Here is a 17,129-nt window from a genome sequence, read left to right on the forward strand (position 1 = left end):
CCTTCAGTGCCGCCGGCTGGCGGCGATTTCCGCGCTATAGCGCATTTCCAGCAGCGTCTTCAAAACAAGAGTCACGAGCGCGAGCAAGGCCAAAAGTGTCGCGACGGCAAAAGCGCCGGTGAAATTATACTCGTTGTAGAGAATTTCCACCTGCAGCGGCATGGTGTTCGTCTGGCCGCGGATGTGGCCCGACACCACCGAGACGGCGCCGAATTCGCCCATGGCGCGGGCGTTGCAGAGAAGCACGCCATAGAGCAGGCCCCATTTGATATTCGGCAGCGTCACGTGCCAGAAGGTCTGCCAGCCGCTGGCGCCGAGCGAAAGGGCGGCCTCCTCGTCGGCCGTTCCCTGTTCCTGCATCAGCGGGATCAGCTCGCGGGCGACGAAGGGGAAGGTGACGAACATGGTGGCGAGGATCAACCCCGGGACGGCAAACAGGATCTTGATGTCGTGAGCGCTGAACCACTGGCCGAGCCAGGTATTGGCGCCGAACAGCAGAACGAAGACCAGGCCCGAAATGACAGGTGAGACCGAGAAGGGCAGGTCGATCAGCGTCGTCAGGAAGGCCTTGCCCTTGAACTCGAATTTGGCGATCGCCCAGGCGGCGACGACCCCGAAGACGAGGTTAAGAGGCACGCTGACGCCGGCAACGATCAGCGTCAGGCGGATCGCCGAGAAGGTCTCGGCGTCTGCGAGCGCTTCGAAGAAAGGGCCGGCTCCCTTGCGGAAGGCCTCGACGAAGACGGCGGCGAGCGGCAGAAGCAGGATCAGCAGCAGGAAGACCAGCGAGAGGATGATCAGGGTGAAGCGCGCGATCCTGTTTTCGGTGGTCACCGACCGCAGCTTCGCCGGTTGAGCGGTCGCATCAAGCGCCATAGCCGTACCTCCGCCTGCTCCAGCTCTGGATGAGATTGATGACCAGCAGCAGGGCGAACGAGAGGACCAGCATGATCGCCGCAATGCCCGTCGCTGCCGCGTAATTATACTCTTCGAGTTTGATGATGATCAGCAGCGGCGCGATCTCCGATTTGAACGGCAGGTTGCCGGCGATGAAGATGACCGAGCCGTATTCGCCAACGCCGCGGGCAAAGGCGAGCGCGAAGCCGGTGAGCACGGCGGGCGCCAGCCCCGGCAGCAGCACGCGGAAAATCGTCTGGAAGCGGTTGGCGCCGAGCGTTGCCGCGGCCTCCTCCACTTCCTTGTCGATTTCCTCCATGACGGGCTGCACGGTGCGCACCACGAAGGGCAGGCCGACGAAGATCAGCGCCACGACGATACCGGCAGGCGTGAAGGCGATCTTGATGCCGAGCGGTGTCAGGAACTGGCCGATCCAGCCGTTCGGCGCGTAGAGCGTCGCCAGTGCGATGCCGGCMACGGCGGTCGGCAGSGCGAAGGGCAGGTCGACCATGGCATCGATGATGCGCTTGCCGGGGAAACGGTAACGGACCAGCACCCAGGCGAGGACGATGCCAAACACGGCATTGACGATCGCGGCGATGAAGGCGCTGCCGAAGCTGATGCGCAGTGCGTTCAGCGTGCGCTGATCGAGCGCGATCGACCAGAATTTCTCCCAGCCGAGCGCGCTCGACCGGACGGCAAGGCCCGAGAGCGGGATGAGGATCAGAAGGGTGAGCCAGGTCAAGGTAAGGCCGAGCGCCATTCCGAAACCAGGAATGACGCTCGGCCGTTTGAACCGCCACCGCGTGGGGCTATGTGCTTTCATGAAGTCTATTATTGGGCCGGCTTGTAGATTTGGTCAAATACGCCGCCGTCGCCGAAGAATTTGGGCTGTGCGCTCTTCCAGCCGCCGAAGTCGTCGATGGTCGCCAGTGTCAGCTTCGGGAAGCGGGCGATGTCAGCCGGATCGGCAGCTTCCGGCTTGATCGGCCGATAGTAGTGCTTGGCGGCAATCTTCTGGCCTTCGTCCGAATAAAGGTAGTTGAGATAGGCTTCGKCGACCTTGCGCGTGCCCTTCTTGTCCACATTGCCGTCGACGATGGCCACCGGCGGGTCGGCGCGGATGGAGAAAGCCGGGGTCACGATCTCGAACTGGTCGGGACCGAGCTCTTTGAGCGAAAGATAGGCTTCGTTTTCCCAGGCGAGCAGCACATCGCCGAGGCCGCGCTGGACGAAGGTGGTCGTGGCGCCGCGAGCGCCGGTGTCGAGAACCGGGACGTGCTGAAGCAGCTTGGAAACGTAATCCTGCGCCTTGGCTTCGTCGCCGCCATTTGCCTGCTTGGCCCAGGCCCAGGCGGCAAGGAAGTTCCAGCGGGCGCCGCCCGATGTCTTCGGGTTCGGGGTGATGACCTGCACGTCGTCCTTGACCAGGTCGCCCCAATCCTTGATGCCCTTCGGGTTGCCCTTGCGGACGAGGAAGACGATCGTCGACGTATAAGGCGTCGAATTGTTGGGGAACTTGGTCTTCCAGTCGGCCGGGATCTTGCCGGTCGCCTTGGCGATGGCGTCGATATCGCCTTCGAGGGCAAGCGTCACGACGTCGGCGTCGAGGCCGTCGATGACGGAGCGGGCCTGGGCGCCGGAACCGCCATGCGAAGCCTGGATCGTCACCGTCTCACCGCTGTCCTTTTGCCACTTGGCGGCAAAGGCGGCATTGAAATCCTTATACAATTCGCGGGTCGGATCGTAGGAAACGTTAAGCAGCGTCTGATCCGCGAATGCCGGAGCAATGCTTCCGATCGCGAAGCTGCCTGCCATGACCGCCGCCGCGAGGAGCCGGGTGAGCCGTTGTGTCTGCATGGGGAACCCTCCTGTTTTCTGTCTTAACTCTATCAAGTCAGTCGTATAATGAAACAAAGGTTCTTCCGGTTCCGGCATGGCTGTTAGAATGCCATTCCATTTAACAGCCCATTTGGAAATGGACGTGCCGAAGTTGGCCGCGGCCAATTGGCCGCCAGCCGTACTGCCGCAGGGTAGGTCGTGTTTTTTTGGCCACAGTTCCTCCACGAAAACGACATGGTGCTGCTGATTTTTGCCAAGATTTTGCCGCGATGGCACTTGCGGATTCCTATATGGCCTCCGTTGCGGTCGTATTCGCCGACCGCAACGCGGGGGCAACCCTTGAAGTGCGCCTCGCATTCCAAACCTGTTAAGGGCCATTCAAAATGAATATCAGGACTATCCTTTTTGCCTCCGTTGCCGCCCTTGCCGCGGCCTCCGGAGCCCGCGCAGCCGACGCCATCGTGGCGGCGGAACCCGAGCCCGTGGAATATGTTCGCGTTTGCGACGCCTACGGTACCGGCTATTTTTATATTCCGGGGACGGAAACATGCCTTTCGATCGGCGGTTACATCCGTACCGAAGTGCGTTTCGGTGACCATATTTCCGGCGACTCCGACGTAGACTTCTGGACTCGCGGTCAGGTCACCTTCCAGGCCAAGAACGACACCGAGTACGGCACGCTCACCGGCGTCATCACGTTGCGTTACAATGTCGACGATGCCTCCGACCAGGAAGCATTGCTCGATGAGGGCTACATCGATATCGCCGGTTTCCGCGTCGGTATGCTGTATAGCTGGTGGGACGACGACATGAGCGGCGAGACCGATACGCTCGCCAGCAACGAGACGAACCACAACTCGATCCGTTATCAGTACGAGAATGGCGCTTTCGCAGCCGGCATCTCGGTCGACGAACTGGAAGAAGACTACGCCACCAAGCCGGGCGACGGCCCGAACAACTATGGTGTCGCAGGCCAGGTCTCCTACAAGGCCGGCGCCATCAGCGCTTACCTGCTTGCCGGTTATGACACCGACACCAGCGAAGTCGCTGTCCGCGGTATCGTCTATGCCGACATCGGCCCGGGCACGCTCGGCATTGCCGGCGTATGGGCAAGCGGCGCCAACTACTACTACGAAGAGTCCGAATGGACGATCGCAGCAGAGTATGCCTTGAAGATCAACGACAAGTGGAAGGTCACTCCCGGCTTCCAGTACTTCGAAAACATCGCTCTCGAGGCTGACGGCAACGGCTTCACCGGCGGCAGCGCCTATACCACCGGTGTCACCATCGACTACCAGATCGTCGACGATCTGCGTACGAAGCTCAGCGTGCAATATCACGATGAGGACGAAGGCGACGACGACGTGTTCGGCTTCCTGCGCTTCCAGCGCGATTTTTAAGACAGTCTGATTGCAGACGAGAGGGCGCGACCTTCGGGCCGCGCCTTTTTTAATTTAGAACAATGCCGTCACCCCCATGAATCGGCGATGAAATCGGAATAGAATTCGTCGACCGTCTTTGCCTTTCGCATGGCGGCAAGCACACCATCCGATTGCAGCCGCCTGGCGATGGCGGAAAGCACGTTCAGATATTCGCCGCGATTGTTTTCTGCGAAGAGCAGCACGAAGGCGATGTCGGTCGGGATATCGTCGATCGCCTCGAAATCCAGCGGCTGGGCGAAGCGGAGGAGAAGGCCGCGCGGGCTGGTCATGTTGTCGATTGCCGCATGCGGGATGGCGATACCGTTGCCGATGCCGGTGGAGCCGAGCTTCTCACGCGCTTCGAGCGCCTTCAGGATGGTCTGGCCGTCGACGGAGAAAGCCTTGGCGGCCTTGTCGGCGATGGTCTGCAGCGCGCGCCATTTGGTCGGCGCCGACACGCCGATGAAGGTGTGTTCCGGCCGGATGATGTTGGGAAGGTTCATGTCATTCTCGATGCTGTTCGGCTCGATATTGTTCGGGCAGCGGGAGGGAAGGGAGGTCAGTCCGGTTCCCTGAGTCGGTAGCCGACGCCGGTCTCGGTGGTGATATAGTGCGGCTGGTCCGGAAGCTGCTCGACCTTTTGCCGCAGCTGCCTGATATAGACGCGCAGATACTGCACATCCGCAGCCGGCCCCCATACCTGCTTTAGAAGAAACTGGTGTGTCAGCACCTTGCCGGCATGCTGGGCGAGCACGCGCAGGATGTCGTATTCCTTCGGCGACAGCTTTATTTCCTGGCCGTCGATCTTGACGATGCGCTTGACAAGATCGATCGACAGTCCGCCGGTCTGGAAGATCGCCTTTTCGCCCTGCTGCTGCAGGCGGTGGCGCAGCGCCACGCGGATGCGGGCGCCGAGCTCGTTGATGCCGAAGGGCTTGGTGACGTAATCGTCGGCGCCGCTTTCCAGCGCCTTGACGATGCCGGCCTCGTCGGTGCGGCTGGACAGAATGACGACGGGCATGGAAAGCCCTTCCTCGCGCCACGCCTGTAAGAGGTCATGCCCGGGCGTGTCGGGCAGGCCGAGGTCAAGCACGATGAGATCGGGTATGTCGTCGGCGACCGACTGGCGGGCAGCGCTGGCGTTTGGCGCCTCGCGCACCTCGTAGCCCTGCGCGGTCAGGCCGACGCGGAGCAGCTTGCGGATCGGAGGCTCGTCGTCGACGACGAGGATTTTGACGGCTGAACCGGTCATCTGAGTTCATCCAGTTTCGGAATGTCGTTGGGTTTCGGCAGGCGGATTGTGAAGACGGCGCCCGGGCGGCCCGTTCGGTTGCCGGCGGTGATCGTGCCGCCCATCGCCTCGATGAAGCCGCGGCAGATGGAAAGGCCAAGCCCTGTGCCGGCGCGCACCTGATCGCCCTTGCGCACGCGGTAGAAGGTATCGAAGACGCGGTTAAGATCGGCCGGCGGAATACCCGGGCCTTCGTCCGAGACCTGCACGACGACGTTGTCGGCATCGGCCCAGCCCTCGATGTGGATGACCGATCCCTCGGGCGCGTATTTCGCCGCATTGTCGAGCAGGTTGAAGATCACCTGCTCGAAGAGAACAGGATCGACGCGCACCATCGGCAGGTCGGCGGGAATGCTCATCTCGGTCTTATGGCCGTCGAGGATCTTTGCGGCACGGCGAAGCGCGCTGCCGACGATATCGCCGGCATAATGCAGCGCGGAGTTCGGCTCCATCGCGCCGGATTCGATCTTGGTCATGTCGAGCAGGTTGGCGATGAAGCGGTTGAGGCGCTCCGATTCGTCGACGACGGTCGACAGCAGATCGCTGCGATCCTCCTCCGGCATCGAGGCGAAATAATCGCGTAGCGTGCCGGCGGCGCCGAGGATGCCGGCAAGCGGTGTCTTCAGATCGTGCGAAATCGACGTGAGCAGCGCCGAGCGCAGCCGGTCGGCTTCGGCCCCAAGCCTTGCCCGGTCGACATCGGCGACAAGCTGGATGCGTTCGATGGCAAGGGCCGCCTGGTCGGCGAGCGCATCGAGCAGCCGCTGTTGCTCCGGCGTCAGCAGCGGCCCGTCGCGGCGGTCGCTGTCGAGGCCGATGACGCCGACGGCGGTGCGCCCGGTTCTGAGCGGCACGTAGAGGCGCTTGGCGCCGGGCAGGGTGTCGGCGCCGCGGCCGGCGGCGTGATTGTGTTCCCAGGCCCAGCGGGCGGCGGCGATATCGGCATCGTCGAGCGTGTCGTCGGGCGGATAACCGGCCTTGACCGCAATGGTGCCTTCTTCCGGCAGCAGCAGCACGACGCGGACCTTCAGCATCGAGGCGAGCTGGAAGGCGGTCGCCCAGAGCACGTCGTCGAGCGTGCCGGTGCCGGCGAGCTTTTTCGAGAAGAGATAGAGGTCTTCGGTCGTGCGCGCCCGCTGGCGGGCGGCGGCGGCCTGGCGCTGCACGGTTGCGGTCAGGTTGCTGGCGATGATGGCGACGCCCAGGAAGAAGAAGAGCGCCAGCACGCTTTCCGGATCGCTGATCGTCAGCGTGTAGCGCGGCGGCAGGAAGAAGAAGTTGAAGGACAGCGCACTGAGGATGCAGCTGTAAAGGGCCGGCCGCAGGCCGTGGACGACGGCCGAGGTCAAGACCGCCATCAGGAAGACGAGGGCGAGGTTGCGCACGTCGAGCACCTGGTCGAGCACGACGCTGACGCCGAGCGCGATGGCGACATAGCCGGTCGCCAGCAGGTAGGCTCTGAAATCCAGTGGCGGCGCGGTGACGGCGGCCTTGACGCCGCGCGTGGTGGTGCCGTCCTTCTCGTTGCCTGAAATGACGTGGACGCTGATCTCTCCGGCCCTGCGGATCAACTCGTCGGTGGTCGAGCGGCTCCACCAGTCGCGCCATGTCGGCTTCTTCGGGGCGCCGATGACGATGTGGGTGACGTTATTGGCGGTGGCATGACGAACGAGCTCTTCGGCCACTTCGCGGCCGGGAAGGGTGATCGCCTCGCCGCCGAGCTGCTCGGCAAGGCGCAGCGTCGAGGCGACCGTGTCACGCTCGGCCTCGCTCAGATTGATCGAGCGGTTGGTCTCGATATAGACGGCAGCCCAAGGCGCGCGCAGGCGCGAGGCCATGCGGGCGGCGTAGCGCACCAGTGACGCTGAGCGCGGATGGTGGTCGACCGAGACGAGAACGCGCTCGCTCGCCGCCCAGGGGCCTGATATGGCATGGGCCTGCATGTGGGTGAGCAACTGATCGTCGACGCGCTGGGCAGTTTTGCGCAGTGCGAGTTCCCTCAGCGCCGTCAGGTTGCCAGGGGTGAAGTAGTTGGTGAGCGCCCGCTCGGCCGTGCGCGCCATATAGACCTTGCCGTCATGCAGCCGCTTGATCAGATCATCCGGCGTCAGATCGATGATCTCGACGTCGTCGGCAAGGTCGATGATCGAGTCCGGCACCGTCTCGCGCACACGGATGCGGGTGATCTGTGAAACGACGTCGTTCAGGCTTTCGACGTGCTGGATGTTCAGCGTCGTATAGACGTCGATGCCGCGATCGAGCAATTCCTTGACGTCGAGATAGCGCTTCGGATGGCGGCTGCCCTCTGCATTGGTGTGGGCGAGTTCGTCGACCAGCACGAGATCCGGCCTGCGGGCGAGGATGCCGTCGAGGTCCATTTCCTCGAGCGGCCGGCCCTTGTAGCTGATTTCGACGCGGGGGATGATCTCGAAGCCGGCGACGAGCGCCTCGGTCTCCTTGCGGCCGTGGGTTTCGACGACGCCGATGACGACGTCGAGACCGTCGGCGATCTTGGCGCGGCCGGAGACGAGCATCTCATAGGTCTTGCCGACACCGGGGGCGGCACCCAGAAAGATCTTCAGACGGCCGCGCGTTTCAGCCCGGGCTTTTTCGAGAAGCGCATCGGGCGAGGGCCTGCCGGCCTGGTCGCGATTGTCGTCTGGCATGCGTATGGTCTTTCTGCAAATGCCTGCCGGGACGGGCGCTACCGCGGATGGGAAGGAACGGGTGCGCCCAGCCTGGCAGGGTCACTGAGTCATAGAAGCATCAAGGGTCTGGTTCAACGCCAGAACATTGACCGTAGGTTCGCCGAGAATGCCGAGCTCGCGGGCTTGAACGGCGCCGTCGACCAGTGCCTTGACCTTTGCTTCATCCATGCTGCGTGCCTTGGCGACGCGCGGTACCTGGAAATAGGCCGCTTCCGGCGAGATATGGGGGTCGAGGCCGCTGCCCGAAGCGGTGACGAGGTCGGCGGGGACTTCGGCCGTCGGGTTCGCCGCCTTGGCTGCCTCGTAATCACCCTTGACGCGGTCGATCAGCTTCTGGCTGGTCGGGCCGAGGTTAGAGCCGCTGGAGGCGGCCGCATTGTAGCCGTCGCCGGCGGCCGAAGGGCGGCCGTGGAAATACTTGTCGCTGGTGAAGGCCTGGCCGATCAGCGTCGAGCCGATCACCTGGCCGTTGTTCTCGATCAGGCTGCCGTTCGCCTGGGTCGGGAAGAGGGCCTGGGCAGCACCCGTCATGGCGAGCGGATAGAGAAGGCCGGTTATGGCGGTGGTGGCAACGATCATGACGACCGCCGGACGAAGTTCTTTCAACATTGTCTTACTCCTTGGAGTGTTCTTTTGCGAAGAGCTCCGGTTCCGATCCTCTCGGAACCGGGATGGCTCCAGGCCTTAGGCGAGGCCGAGGGCTGCGACAGCCATGTCGATCGCCTTGATGCCGATGAAGGGGACGATGATGCCGCCGGCACCATAAATCAGTAGGTTGCGCGACAGCAGCGCGCCGGCGCCGATCGGACGGTAGCGGACACCCTTCAACGACAGCGGGATCAGCGCGATGATGATCAGCGCATTGAAGATGATCGCCGAGAGGATGGCGCTTTGCGGCGTCGACAATCCCATGATGTTGAGCACGCCGAGCTGCGGGTACAAGGTCAGGAACATCGCCGGGATGATGGCGAAGTACTTGGCAATGTCGTTGGCGATCGAAAACGTCGTCAGCGCGCCGCGCGTCATCAGGAGCTGCTTGCCGATCTCGACGATCTCGATGAGCTTCGTCGGATCGCTATCGAGATCGACCATGTTGCCGGCCTCGCGGGCGGCGACGGTGCCGGTGTTCATGGCGACGCCGACATCGGCCTGGGCAAGTGCGGGCGCATCGTTGGTGCCGTCGCCGCACATGGCGACAAGCTTGCCCTTCGACTGTTCTTCGCGCATCAGCGCCAGCTTCATCTCCGGCGTTGCCTGGGCGAGGAAGTCGTCGACGCCGGCTTCGGCTGCGATGGCGGCTGCCGTCAGCGGGTTATCGCCTGTGATCATCACCGTGCGGATGCCCATGCGACGCAGCTCGGTGAAGCGCTCGCGGATGCCGCCCTTGACGATATCCTTCAGCTGGATGACGCCGAGCAGCCTGCCGTCGCGGGCAACGGCCAGCGGCGTGCCGCCTGATTTGGCGACTTCGTCGGCGATCGACTGCAGTTCGCGCACGACCTCGCTGCCGTTTTTCGAGGACGCGTCGCCGTTGACATAGGTCAGCACGGCATCGACCGCACCCTTGCGGATCGAGGCTCCTTCGAGATCGACGCCGCTCATGCGGGTCTGGGCGGTGAAGGGCACGAAGCTTGCTTTCAGACTTGCCATGTCGCGGCCGCGGATCGCGTATTTCTCCTTGGCGAGCACGACGATGGAACGACCTTCCGGCGTTTCGTCGGCAAGCGAGGCGAGTTGGGCGGCATCGGCGAGATCCTGTTCGGAAACGCCGCGGACCGGACGAAAGCTCGTCGCCTGGCGATTGCCGAGCGTGATCGTGCCCGTCTTGTCGAGCAGCAGTGTGTCGACGTCGCCGGCGGCTTCGACCGCGCGGCCGGACATGGCGAGCACGTTGAAGCGGACGAGGCGGTCCATGCCGGCGATGCCGATTGCCGACAGCAGCGCGCCGATCGTCGTCGGGATCAGGGTGACGAAGAGGGCGACGAGCACGATGATCGGGATCGAGCCGCCGGCATAGATGGCAAAGCTCGGGATCGTCGCGGTGGCGAGCACGAAGATCAGCGTCATGCCGGCGAGCAGGATGTTGAGCGCGATCTCGTTCGGCGTCTTCTGGCGTTCCGCACCTTCGACGAGCGCAATCATCCGGTCGATGAAGGTCGAGCCGGCAGCCGCGGTGATGCGGACACGGATCCAGTCGGACAGCACCTGCGTGCCGCCGGTAACGGCCGAGCGGTCGCCGCCGGATTCGCGGATGACAGGGGCGGATTCGCCTGTTATCGCCGCTTCGTTGACGGAGGCCACACCTTCGATCACCTCGCCGTCCGAGGGGATGATGTCACCGGCCTCGACGAGCACGAGATCGCCGACCTTGAGGCTGGTGCCCGGCACCATGCGGTAGCCGCTGCCATTGTTGGCGGTGAGCAGCTTCGCCTGGGTTTCGGTGCGCGCCTTGCGCAGCGAATCCGCCTGCGCCTTGCCGCGGCCTTCGGCGACGGCTTCGGCGAAATTGGCAAAGAGCACGGTAAACCAGAGCCAGAGATTGATCTGGAACGAGAAGCCGAGATTACCGTTGCCTGCTACGAGATCGCGCAGGAAGAGGACGGTGGTCAGCACCGAGACCGTGGCCACGACGAACATGACCGGGTTTCTGGCAAGCGCGCGGGGGTTCAGCTTCTTGAAAGCGGCGCCCACGGCCGGAATGAGGATGCGACTATCCATGATACTCGCGGATTTTGCCTGGCTCATAAGAGACTCCAGCTTTGAAACGAGGGTGGCGAACCGGCGGCCGGTCAGCCCTGTAAGATCTTGAATGCGGCGACGATGACGAGGAGGCCTGCCATCATCACCAGGATGATGTCGGAGGCGCGGGCCGTCGGGCCATTCCCTCGTCCCGGCGCACCGGGACGAGGGTGGAAGGCGTTGCGAAGCCTGTGACGGAGGATCATGGCATCACCTCAGAAGGTCTGGCCGGCGATCATGACCAGGTGCTCGACGACAGGGCCGAGCGCGAGTGCCGGGAAGAAGGTCAGACCGCCGACGATCAGGATCGTGCCGACGAGAAGGCCGACGAAGAGCGGACCGTCCGTCGGGAAGGTGCCCGCCGAGGCTGGGACCGTCTTCTTGGCGATCAGCGAGCCGGCGATTGCAAGCGCCGGGATGATGACCAGGAAGCGGCCAGCGAGCATGCCGATGCCGAGAGTGATGTTGTACCAGGGCGTATTGCCGGTCAGGCCGCCGAATGCCGAGCCGTTGTTGGCCGCAGCCGACGTATAGGCATAGAGAATCTCGGAGAAACCGTGCGGGCCGGCGGTGCCGACGGAGGCGACGGCGGAAGGCAGCACGGTGGCGATCGCGGTGAAGACCAGCATGGCGAGCGGCAGGCAGAGGATGGCGAGAACGGCCATTTTCATTTCCTTCGCCTCGATCTTCTTGCCGAGATATTCCGGCGTGCGGCCGACCATCAGGCCGGCGACGAAGACGGCGACGATGATGAAGAGCAGGATGCCGTAGAAGCCCGCGCCGACACCGCCGACGATGATCTCGCCGAGCTGCATGTTGATCAGCGGGATCAGGCCGCCAAGCGCGGTAAAGCTGCCATGCATGGCATTGACCGCGCCGCAGGAGGCGGCCGTGGTAATGACCGCAAACAGCGATGACAGGGCGACGCCGAAGCGGACTTCCTTGCCTTCCATATTGCCGCCGCCAAGACCGAAGGCATGCATCAGCGGGTTGCCGGCAGCTTCAGCCCAATAGGTGACGATGACGCCGGCGACGAACAGCACGCCCATCGTGGCAAGGATCGCCCAGCCCTGGCGCTGGTTGCCGACCATGCGGCCGAAGACGTTGGTCAAAGCCGCGCCGATCGCGAAGATCGAGACCATCTGGATGAGATTGGAGATCGCGTCGGGATTTTCGAACGGATGGGCCGAATTGGCGTTGAAGAAGCCGCCGCCGTTGGTGCCGAGCATCTTAATCGCAAGCTGCGAGGCGACGGGGCCGACGGCAATCGTCTGCTGCGCGCCTTCGAGCGTGGTCGCATTGACATAGGCGCCAAGCGTCTGCGGCACGCCGAGATAGACGTAGACGATGGTCAGCACGATGCAGATCGGCAGCAGGATGTAGAACGTGCCGCGGATCATATCGACCCAGAAATTGCCGATCGCCTTGCCCGACGCCCGTGCGAAGGCACGGATGAAGGCGACAGCGATTGCCATGCCGGTCGCRGCCGACAGGAAGTTCTGCACCGTGAAGCCGGCCATTTGGGTGAGGTACGACATGGTGCTCTCGCCCCCGTAATTCTGCCAGTTGGTGTTTGTGGGAAAGCTGACGGCGGTGTTGAACGAAAGCTCCGGCGGGACGGCGGCCATGCCGGCCGGATTATAGGGCAAGACGTCCTGCAGGCGCAGGAGCGCGTAGAGGACGAGGACGCCGAGCAGGTTGAACATCAGCATCGCGAAGGCATAGGAGGTCCAATGCTGCTCCTCGCGCTCGCTGGTGCCGGCAATGGCGTAAAGCCCCCGTTCGATCGGAACGAGGACCGGGGACAGGAATGTGCGCTCGCCATTGTAGACACGCGTCATGTAACCGCCGAGCGGTTTGACGAGCACGAGGACGATCCCGCAGTAAAGCAGGATCTGAAGCCATCCGTTGAGGGTCATTTGGGGTAACTTTCAATTCCCGGCTGCTTCTCGCTCGCGCATGCGCGACCTGTAGAAGCGCCAGTTCTCTTCAAAAGCGTTCTGGGCGAAGGAGAGCATAGGTGAGGTAAAGGGTGAGAAACACGGTCACGGCACCGCTCAAGACATAATCGAGGGTCATCGTCGTTTCTCCGGTCAAAGCCTGTCGCAGGCTCGGGTGTAGGCAAAGCACAGCGCAAAGAATATGATCGCCGTGCCAAGTAGAATGATATCCATCATGATCGTGACTCCTGTTGTTCTTCTTGGAGTCAGACAAGACAAAGGGCGCTGGGGGGCCGCCTTTCATGCTTTCTGGCGTGGAGATGATCTTTCGATCTCTCGGCCATCAATATGGAGCCGAAGCGCATAAAGGTTCGAGACGGACGACAGGCCATCTATATAAAAATCTTATAAATGCCCTTACGAGGCCGCTCGCCGTTGGACCAGGCTGGCGCAGTTACCCGATGGGCCGCCGCCAGCACTGAGCCTCGGCAGGTCCGAGTGAGCATTTTATCATTTGTTGAGCAAAAGCCTTCGCAATCTGGTTGAATTGGAAAGGCTTCGGGCTTTATAGTCAGCTTCAACGCTGCCCGATGGAGTCATGGGCAAGCCACTAGGGAAGGAAACCGACGATGACCAAAGTCCGCGCGCTTGTCCTCGAGCGCCAGCATGAGCTTGCGCTCCGCGATATCGATCTGCCGCTCGAAACCGGCCCCGGCGAGGTGAAGATCAGGATCCACACGGTCGGCGTCTGCGGTTCGGACGTGCATTATTACACGCACGGCAAGATCGGCCCTTTCGTCGTCAACGCGCCGATGGTGCTCGGCCATGAGGCGGCGGGCACGGTGGTCGAGGTCGGCGCCGGCGTCACCCATCTGAAAGTCGGCGACCGCGTCTGCATGGAGCCTGGCATTCCCGATCCGAATTCCAAGGCAAGCCGGCTCGGCATGTACAATATCGACCCGGCCGTCACCTTCTGGGCGACCCCGCCAATCCACGGCGTGCTGACGCCGGAGGTCGTGCATCCCGCCAATTACACCTTCAAGCTGCCCGACAATGTCAGCTTTGCCGAAGGCGCCATGGTCGAGCCCTTTGCCGTCGGCATGCAGGCGGCGAGCAAGGCGAAAATTGTGCCGGGCGACACTGCCGTCGTCCTCGGCGCCGGGCCGATCGGCACGATGGTGGCGATCGCGGCCCTTGCCGGCGGCTGCTCCCGCGCGATTGTCGCTGATCTCGCCCAGCCGAAGCTCGATATCGCCGCACAGTACCAGGGTGTCATTCCGGTCAATATCCGCGAGAAGAACCTGGTCGAAGAGGTCGGCCGGCTGACCGACGGCTGGGGCGCCGATGTCGTCTTCGAATGCTCCGGTTCGCCGAAGGCCTGGGAGACGATCATGGCGCTGCCGCGCCCGGGCGGCGTCATCGTCGTCGTCGGCCTGCCGGTCAACCCGATCGGCTTCGACGTCTCGACGGCATCCACCAAGGAAATCCGCATCGAGACGGTGTTCCGCTATGCGCACCAGTATGAGCGCTCTATCGCGCTGCTCGGCTCGGGACGCGTCGATCTGAAGCCGCTGATATCAGAGACCTTCAAATTCGAGGACTCGATCACGGCGTTTGATCGCGCCGTCGAGGCGCGGCCGAGCGACGTAAAGCTGCAGATCGTGATGGACTAGGACGCCATACCGCTACGAGTGCTTGGCGCTCAGTTTCATCTTGCGAAAGGCAAGAGCCGCGGCTGCGACGACAGCCGCGGCTCCGACTGCGATCAACAGGTGGCGGTGAAGCGGAAGGTGGCCCAAGGTCTGTTCGATGCCGTGCCCGAACACATAACCGAGCGCCGTGAACAACTGCCCCCACACCAGCGCGGCCACGGCATTCAGGATGATGAATTTACCGGTCGCAATTCGCGTTGTCCCGATGACGATCGGGCTGATCGTCCGCAACCCCACCAGGAAACGAAACGCAAGGATGAAGCCTGTGGGATAACTTTCCAGGAGCCGGGTTGCGCGCGCCAGCGCCGGTGTTTCCATCAGCCGGCGGACGAGACCCCATCGAGCCGCATAACGGCCGGCGAAGAACCAGAACTGATCGCCGGCGAAGGATCCTGCCGTTGCCGCAAGCGACGCCGACCAATAGGTCAGCAGCCCGCGGTGGGAAATGACGCCGCCAAGGAAGGCGGCTGTTTCGCCTTCGAAGGCTGCACCCAGAAAAATCGCCAACAGGCCGTAATGCTCGATCAGCAGTTCGATAGACACTCAGCCCGCCTCCAGCTGTCGATTTCGAAGCATCAATTCATCGCTAAACCGGCTTCAAATCCCCAAGCAGCGTCGGGATCAGCTCCGACACCGTCGGATGGATCGGCACCGACCATTGCAATGCGGGATACGTCGTTCCCGCATTCATCGCGTCTACGATGCCGTGGATCACCTCGTCGCCTTCGATGCCGAGGATCGCCGCACCGAGGATTTTTTTAGTCTCGGCGTCGGCGATCACTTTCATGAAGCCCTTGGTCTCGCCGCGCTCGTTGGCGCGGCCGACGCGGCTCATCGGCCGGGTCGAGATCATGATCTTGCGTCCGGAGGCGCGCGCCTGCTTTTCCGTCATGCCGACGCGGCCAAGCGGCGGGTCGATATAAAGCGCATAGGCCAGGATGCGGCTCGAGACCTTGCGGTCGTCGCCGTCGAGCAGATTGGCGGCGGCGATCTCGAAATCATTGTAGGAGGTGTGGGTGAAGGCGCCGTGGCCATTGCAGTCGCCGAGCGCCCAGATGCCGTCAACATTGGTGGCAAGCCTGTCGTCGACGGTGATATAGCCATGCTTGTCGGTGACGACGCCGGCGGCATCGAGGCCGAGATCGTCGGTGTTCGGCTTGCGGCCGGTGGCGATCAGCACATGGCTCGCATCGATCCTCGCTGAATCGGTGGCGACCGTTATTCCGTCGCTGTTCCTGGAAAAGGCGATGTCGCTGACGCCGGTATGAATATCGATGCCCTCCGAGCGCAGGACATCGGCGATCGCGTCTGAAATATCCTCATCCTCACGCGATGCGAGCTTCGGGCCATGCTCGATGACGCTGACTTCGGCGCCGAAGCGGCGATACATCTGCGCGAATTCCAGCCCGATATAACTGCCGCCGATGACGGCCAGATGCCGTGGCAGCGTGTCGAGATGGATGATCGAGGTGCTGGTGAGATAGTCGATATCGTTGACGCCGGGCAGGTCGGGGATGACGGGGCGTGCCCCGACATTGAGGAAGATGCGCGGTGCGGTCAGCGTCTCGCCGTTGACGCTGACGGTCTTCGGGTCCTCGAAACGGGCGTGGCCGTAGATTACGGTCATGCCGTCCATGCCGGCGAACCAGCCGATCAGGCCGTTGCGGGCGTTCATGGTCACGGTTTCGGCACGGGCCCTGACCACCTTCATGTCGATGGCGATCTCGCCTGGGATATTGACGCCGTAAACGGCGCCGCTTCTTGCGACATGGGCGGCGCGGGCGCTGGCGACCAGCGTCTTCGTCGGCATGCAGCCGGCATTGACGCAGGTGCCGCCGAGGAACTTGCGCTCGATCAGCGCCACCTTCATGCCCTTTTCGACCATGCGGGCGGCGAGGAAGGGGCCGGCCTGTCCGCCCCCGATAACGATGGCGTCGAAGCTCTTCATGACACGGCCACGATCAGCAGCGCGCCGATGACGGCGACGGCATCTTCGATGAGAGCGGCCGGCAGATCCTTGCCGAAGGACGCCGCAAGCCTGCTGCGGACGGCGGCGCCACCATATGTGCCGATGACGGCGCCGATCACGCCGGCAATCAGCCCGCCGAAGAGCAGGCTGCTGGCGGCGCCGATCGTGGCGCCGGCCAGCGCACCCATGACGATGCGGGCGCCGAACTGCACCGGGACCTTGCGCGACGGCGTCGATGGTAGCTGGTCGGTGATCAGTTCGACGACGGCGAGAAGCGTGAAGATCCACGGCGTCCATTGGTAACCCATGAACGCAAGCGGCGTCTGCGAGACATCGAACGAGCCAAGTGCGGCGCCCCAGGCGACGGCGGCCGGCGCCGTCATGGCGCGAAGCCCGGCAATGACACCAATCAGCAATGCAAGAAGCAGAAACATRCATGATCCCCCTTTTTGCCGGCTCTTGCCGCCGTCAGGGAAGGTTGCACATTGTCAGGCGCGTGGCAATTCGTCCTTTCGCGCCAAGAGGCTAGTTCGCAAAGGCGGCAATGCCAGTGATCGCCCGGCCGATGATCAGCGCGTGGATGTCGTGTGTGCCCTCATAGGTGTTGACC

General features: G+C 63.0%; 16 protein-coding genes. 2 read left to right on the forward strand and 14 right to left on the reverse strand.

The features are described from left to right. Positions 1 to 3: 3 nt before the first annotated feature. Genes cysW through AC1ECN_RS25495 form a run of 3 tightly spaced genes read right to left on the reverse strand, consistent with a single transcriptional unit; the run spans position 4 to position 2,757 of the window. Positions 4 to 876 carry a sulfate ABC transporter permease subunit CysW gene (gene cysW, locus AC1ECN_RS25485; protein WP_024319986.1) on the reverse strand — a complete coding sequence of 291 codons (873 nt, stop codon included), beginning with the start codon at positions 874 to 876 and terminating at the stop codon, positions 4 to 6. Beyond that, positions 866 to 1,723, reverse strand: a complete 858-nt coding sequence (cysT, locus tag AC1ECN_RS25490) for a sulfate ABC transporter permease subunit CysT (RefSeq protein WP_018071099.1) — start codon at positions 1,721 to 1,723, stop codon at positions 866 to 868. The genes cysW and cysT overlap by 11 nt, the downstream gene beginning before the upstream one ends. An 8-nt stretch (positions 1,724 to 1,731) precedes the next feature. After that, a complete protein-coding gene (locus AC1ECN_RS25495) occupies positions 1,732 to 2,757 on the reverse strand; it encodes a sulfate ABC transporter substrate-binding protein (RefSeq protein WP_477954451.1) in 1,026 nt (341 codons plus the stop codon). A gap of 365 nt (positions 2,758 to 3,122) precedes the next feature. Here AC1ECN_RS25495 and AC1ECN_RS25500 point away from each other — a divergent pair, with 365 nt between their 5' ends. Next, positions 3,123 to 4,139, forward strand: coding sequence for a porin (locus AC1ECN_RS25500; protein WP_018071101.1), 1,017 nt, complete (start codon positions 3,123 to 3,125; stop codon positions 4,137 to 4,139). Between the two features lie 68 nt (positions 4,140 to 4,207). Here the strand turns inward: AC1ECN_RS25500 and AC1ECN_RS25505 are convergent, their stop codons facing one another. From AC1ECN_RS25505 to kdpF, 8 genes are all read right to left on the reverse strand, one after another. Then, positions 4,208 to 4,663, reverse strand: coding sequence for a PTS sugar transporter subunit IIA (locus tag AC1ECN_RS25505; RefSeq protein WP_130705567.1), 456 nt, complete (start codon positions 4,661 to 4,663; stop codon positions 4,208 to 4,210). 56 nt (positions 4,664 to 4,719) lie between these two features. After that, on the reverse strand, positions 4,720 to 5,412 hold the full coding sequence (locus AC1ECN_RS25510) for a response regulator transcription factor (protein WP_130674023.1): 693 nt from the start codon (positions 5,410 to 5,412) through the stop codon (positions 4,720 to 4,722). Next, on the reverse strand, positions 5,409 to 8,117 hold the full coding sequence (locus AC1ECN_RS25515; protein ID WP_477954454.1) for a DUF4118 domain-containing protein: 2,709 nt from the start codon (positions 8,115 to 8,117) through the stop codon (positions 5,409 to 5,411). Before AC1ECN_RS25515 ends, AC1ECN_RS25510 begins: the two co-directional genes overlap by 4 nt. Before the next feature lie 81 nt (positions 8,118 to 8,198). Beyond that, positions 8,199 to 8,768, reverse strand: a complete 570-nt coding sequence (gene kdpC / locus AC1ECN_RS25520) for a potassium-transporting ATPase subunit KdpC (protein ID WP_075225513.1) — start codon at positions 8,766 to 8,768, stop codon at positions 8,199 to 8,201. Positions 8,769 to 8,843: 75 nt separating this feature from the next. Next, a complete protein-coding gene (kdpB, locus tag AC1ECN_RS25525; RefSeq protein WP_130663472.1) occupies positions 8,844 to 10,904 on the reverse strand; it encodes a potassium-transporting ATPase subunit KdpB in 2,061 nt (686 codons plus the stop codon). 44 nt (positions 10,905 to 10,948) lie between these two features. Beyond that, the gene (locus AC1ECN_RS25530) at positions 10,949 to 11,104 is read right to left on the reverse strand and encodes a hypothetical protein (RefSeq protein WP_018071107.1); all 156 of its coding nucleotides are present in this window, start codon (positions 11,102 to 11,104) and stop codon (positions 10,949 to 10,951) included. Between the two features lie 9 nt (positions 11,105 to 11,113). Further along, on the reverse strand, positions 11,114 to 12,817 hold the full coding sequence (gene kdpA / locus AC1ECN_RS25535) for a potassium-transporting ATPase subunit KdpA (protein ID WP_075225514.1): 1,704 nt from the start codon (positions 12,815 to 12,817) through the stop codon (positions 11,114 to 11,116). Between the two features lie 70 nt (positions 12,818 to 12,887). Beyond that, positions 12,888 to 12,977 carry a K(+)-transporting ATPase subunit F gene (gene kdpF, locus AC1ECN_RS25540; protein WP_020923123.1) on the reverse strand — a complete coding sequence of 30 codons (90 nt, stop codon included), beginning with the start codon at positions 12,975 to 12,977 and terminating at the stop codon, positions 12,888 to 12,890. Positions 12,978 to 13,467: 490 nt separating this feature from the next. Here kdpF and AC1ECN_RS25545 point away from each other — a divergent pair, with 490 nt between their 5' ends. Further along, positions 13,468 to 14,511 (forward strand): NAD(P)-dependent alcohol dehydrogenase, encoded by a 1,044-nt coding sequence (locus tag AC1ECN_RS25545; protein WP_075225515.1) that lies wholly within the window; start codon positions 13,468 to 13,470, stop codon positions 14,509 to 14,511. 12 nt (positions 14,512 to 14,523) lie between these two features. Here AC1ECN_RS25545 and AC1ECN_RS25550 read toward each other — a convergent pair whose 3' ends face one another. From AC1ECN_RS25550 to AC1ECN_RS25560, 3 genes are read right to left on the reverse strand one after another with little or no spacing between them, the layout of a single operon-like run. Further along, positions 14,524 to 15,093, reverse strand: coding sequence for a DedA family protein (locus AC1ECN_RS25550; RefSeq protein WP_075225516.1), 570 nt, complete (start codon positions 15,091 to 15,093; stop codon positions 14,524 to 14,526). A gap of 43 nt (positions 15,094 to 15,136) precedes the next feature. Continuing rightward, positions 15,137 to 16,498: an FAD-containing oxidoreductase gene (locus AC1ECN_RS25555; RefSeq protein ID WP_130657383.1), complete on the reverse strand. Its 1,362-nt coding sequence runs from the start codon at positions 16,496 to 16,498 to the stop codon at positions 15,137 to 15,139. Further along, entirely contained in the window at positions 16,495 to 16,953 is a 459-nt protein-coding gene (locus tag AC1ECN_RS25560; RefSeq protein ID WP_130663473.1) for a DUF4126 domain-containing protein, read from the reverse strand. The genes AC1ECN_RS25555 and AC1ECN_RS25560 overlap by 4 nt, the downstream gene beginning before the upstream one ends. Positions 16,954 to 17,129: the final 176 nt, after the last annotated feature.

Source organism: Rhizobium sp. 01N447_2 (assembly GCF_056399245.1).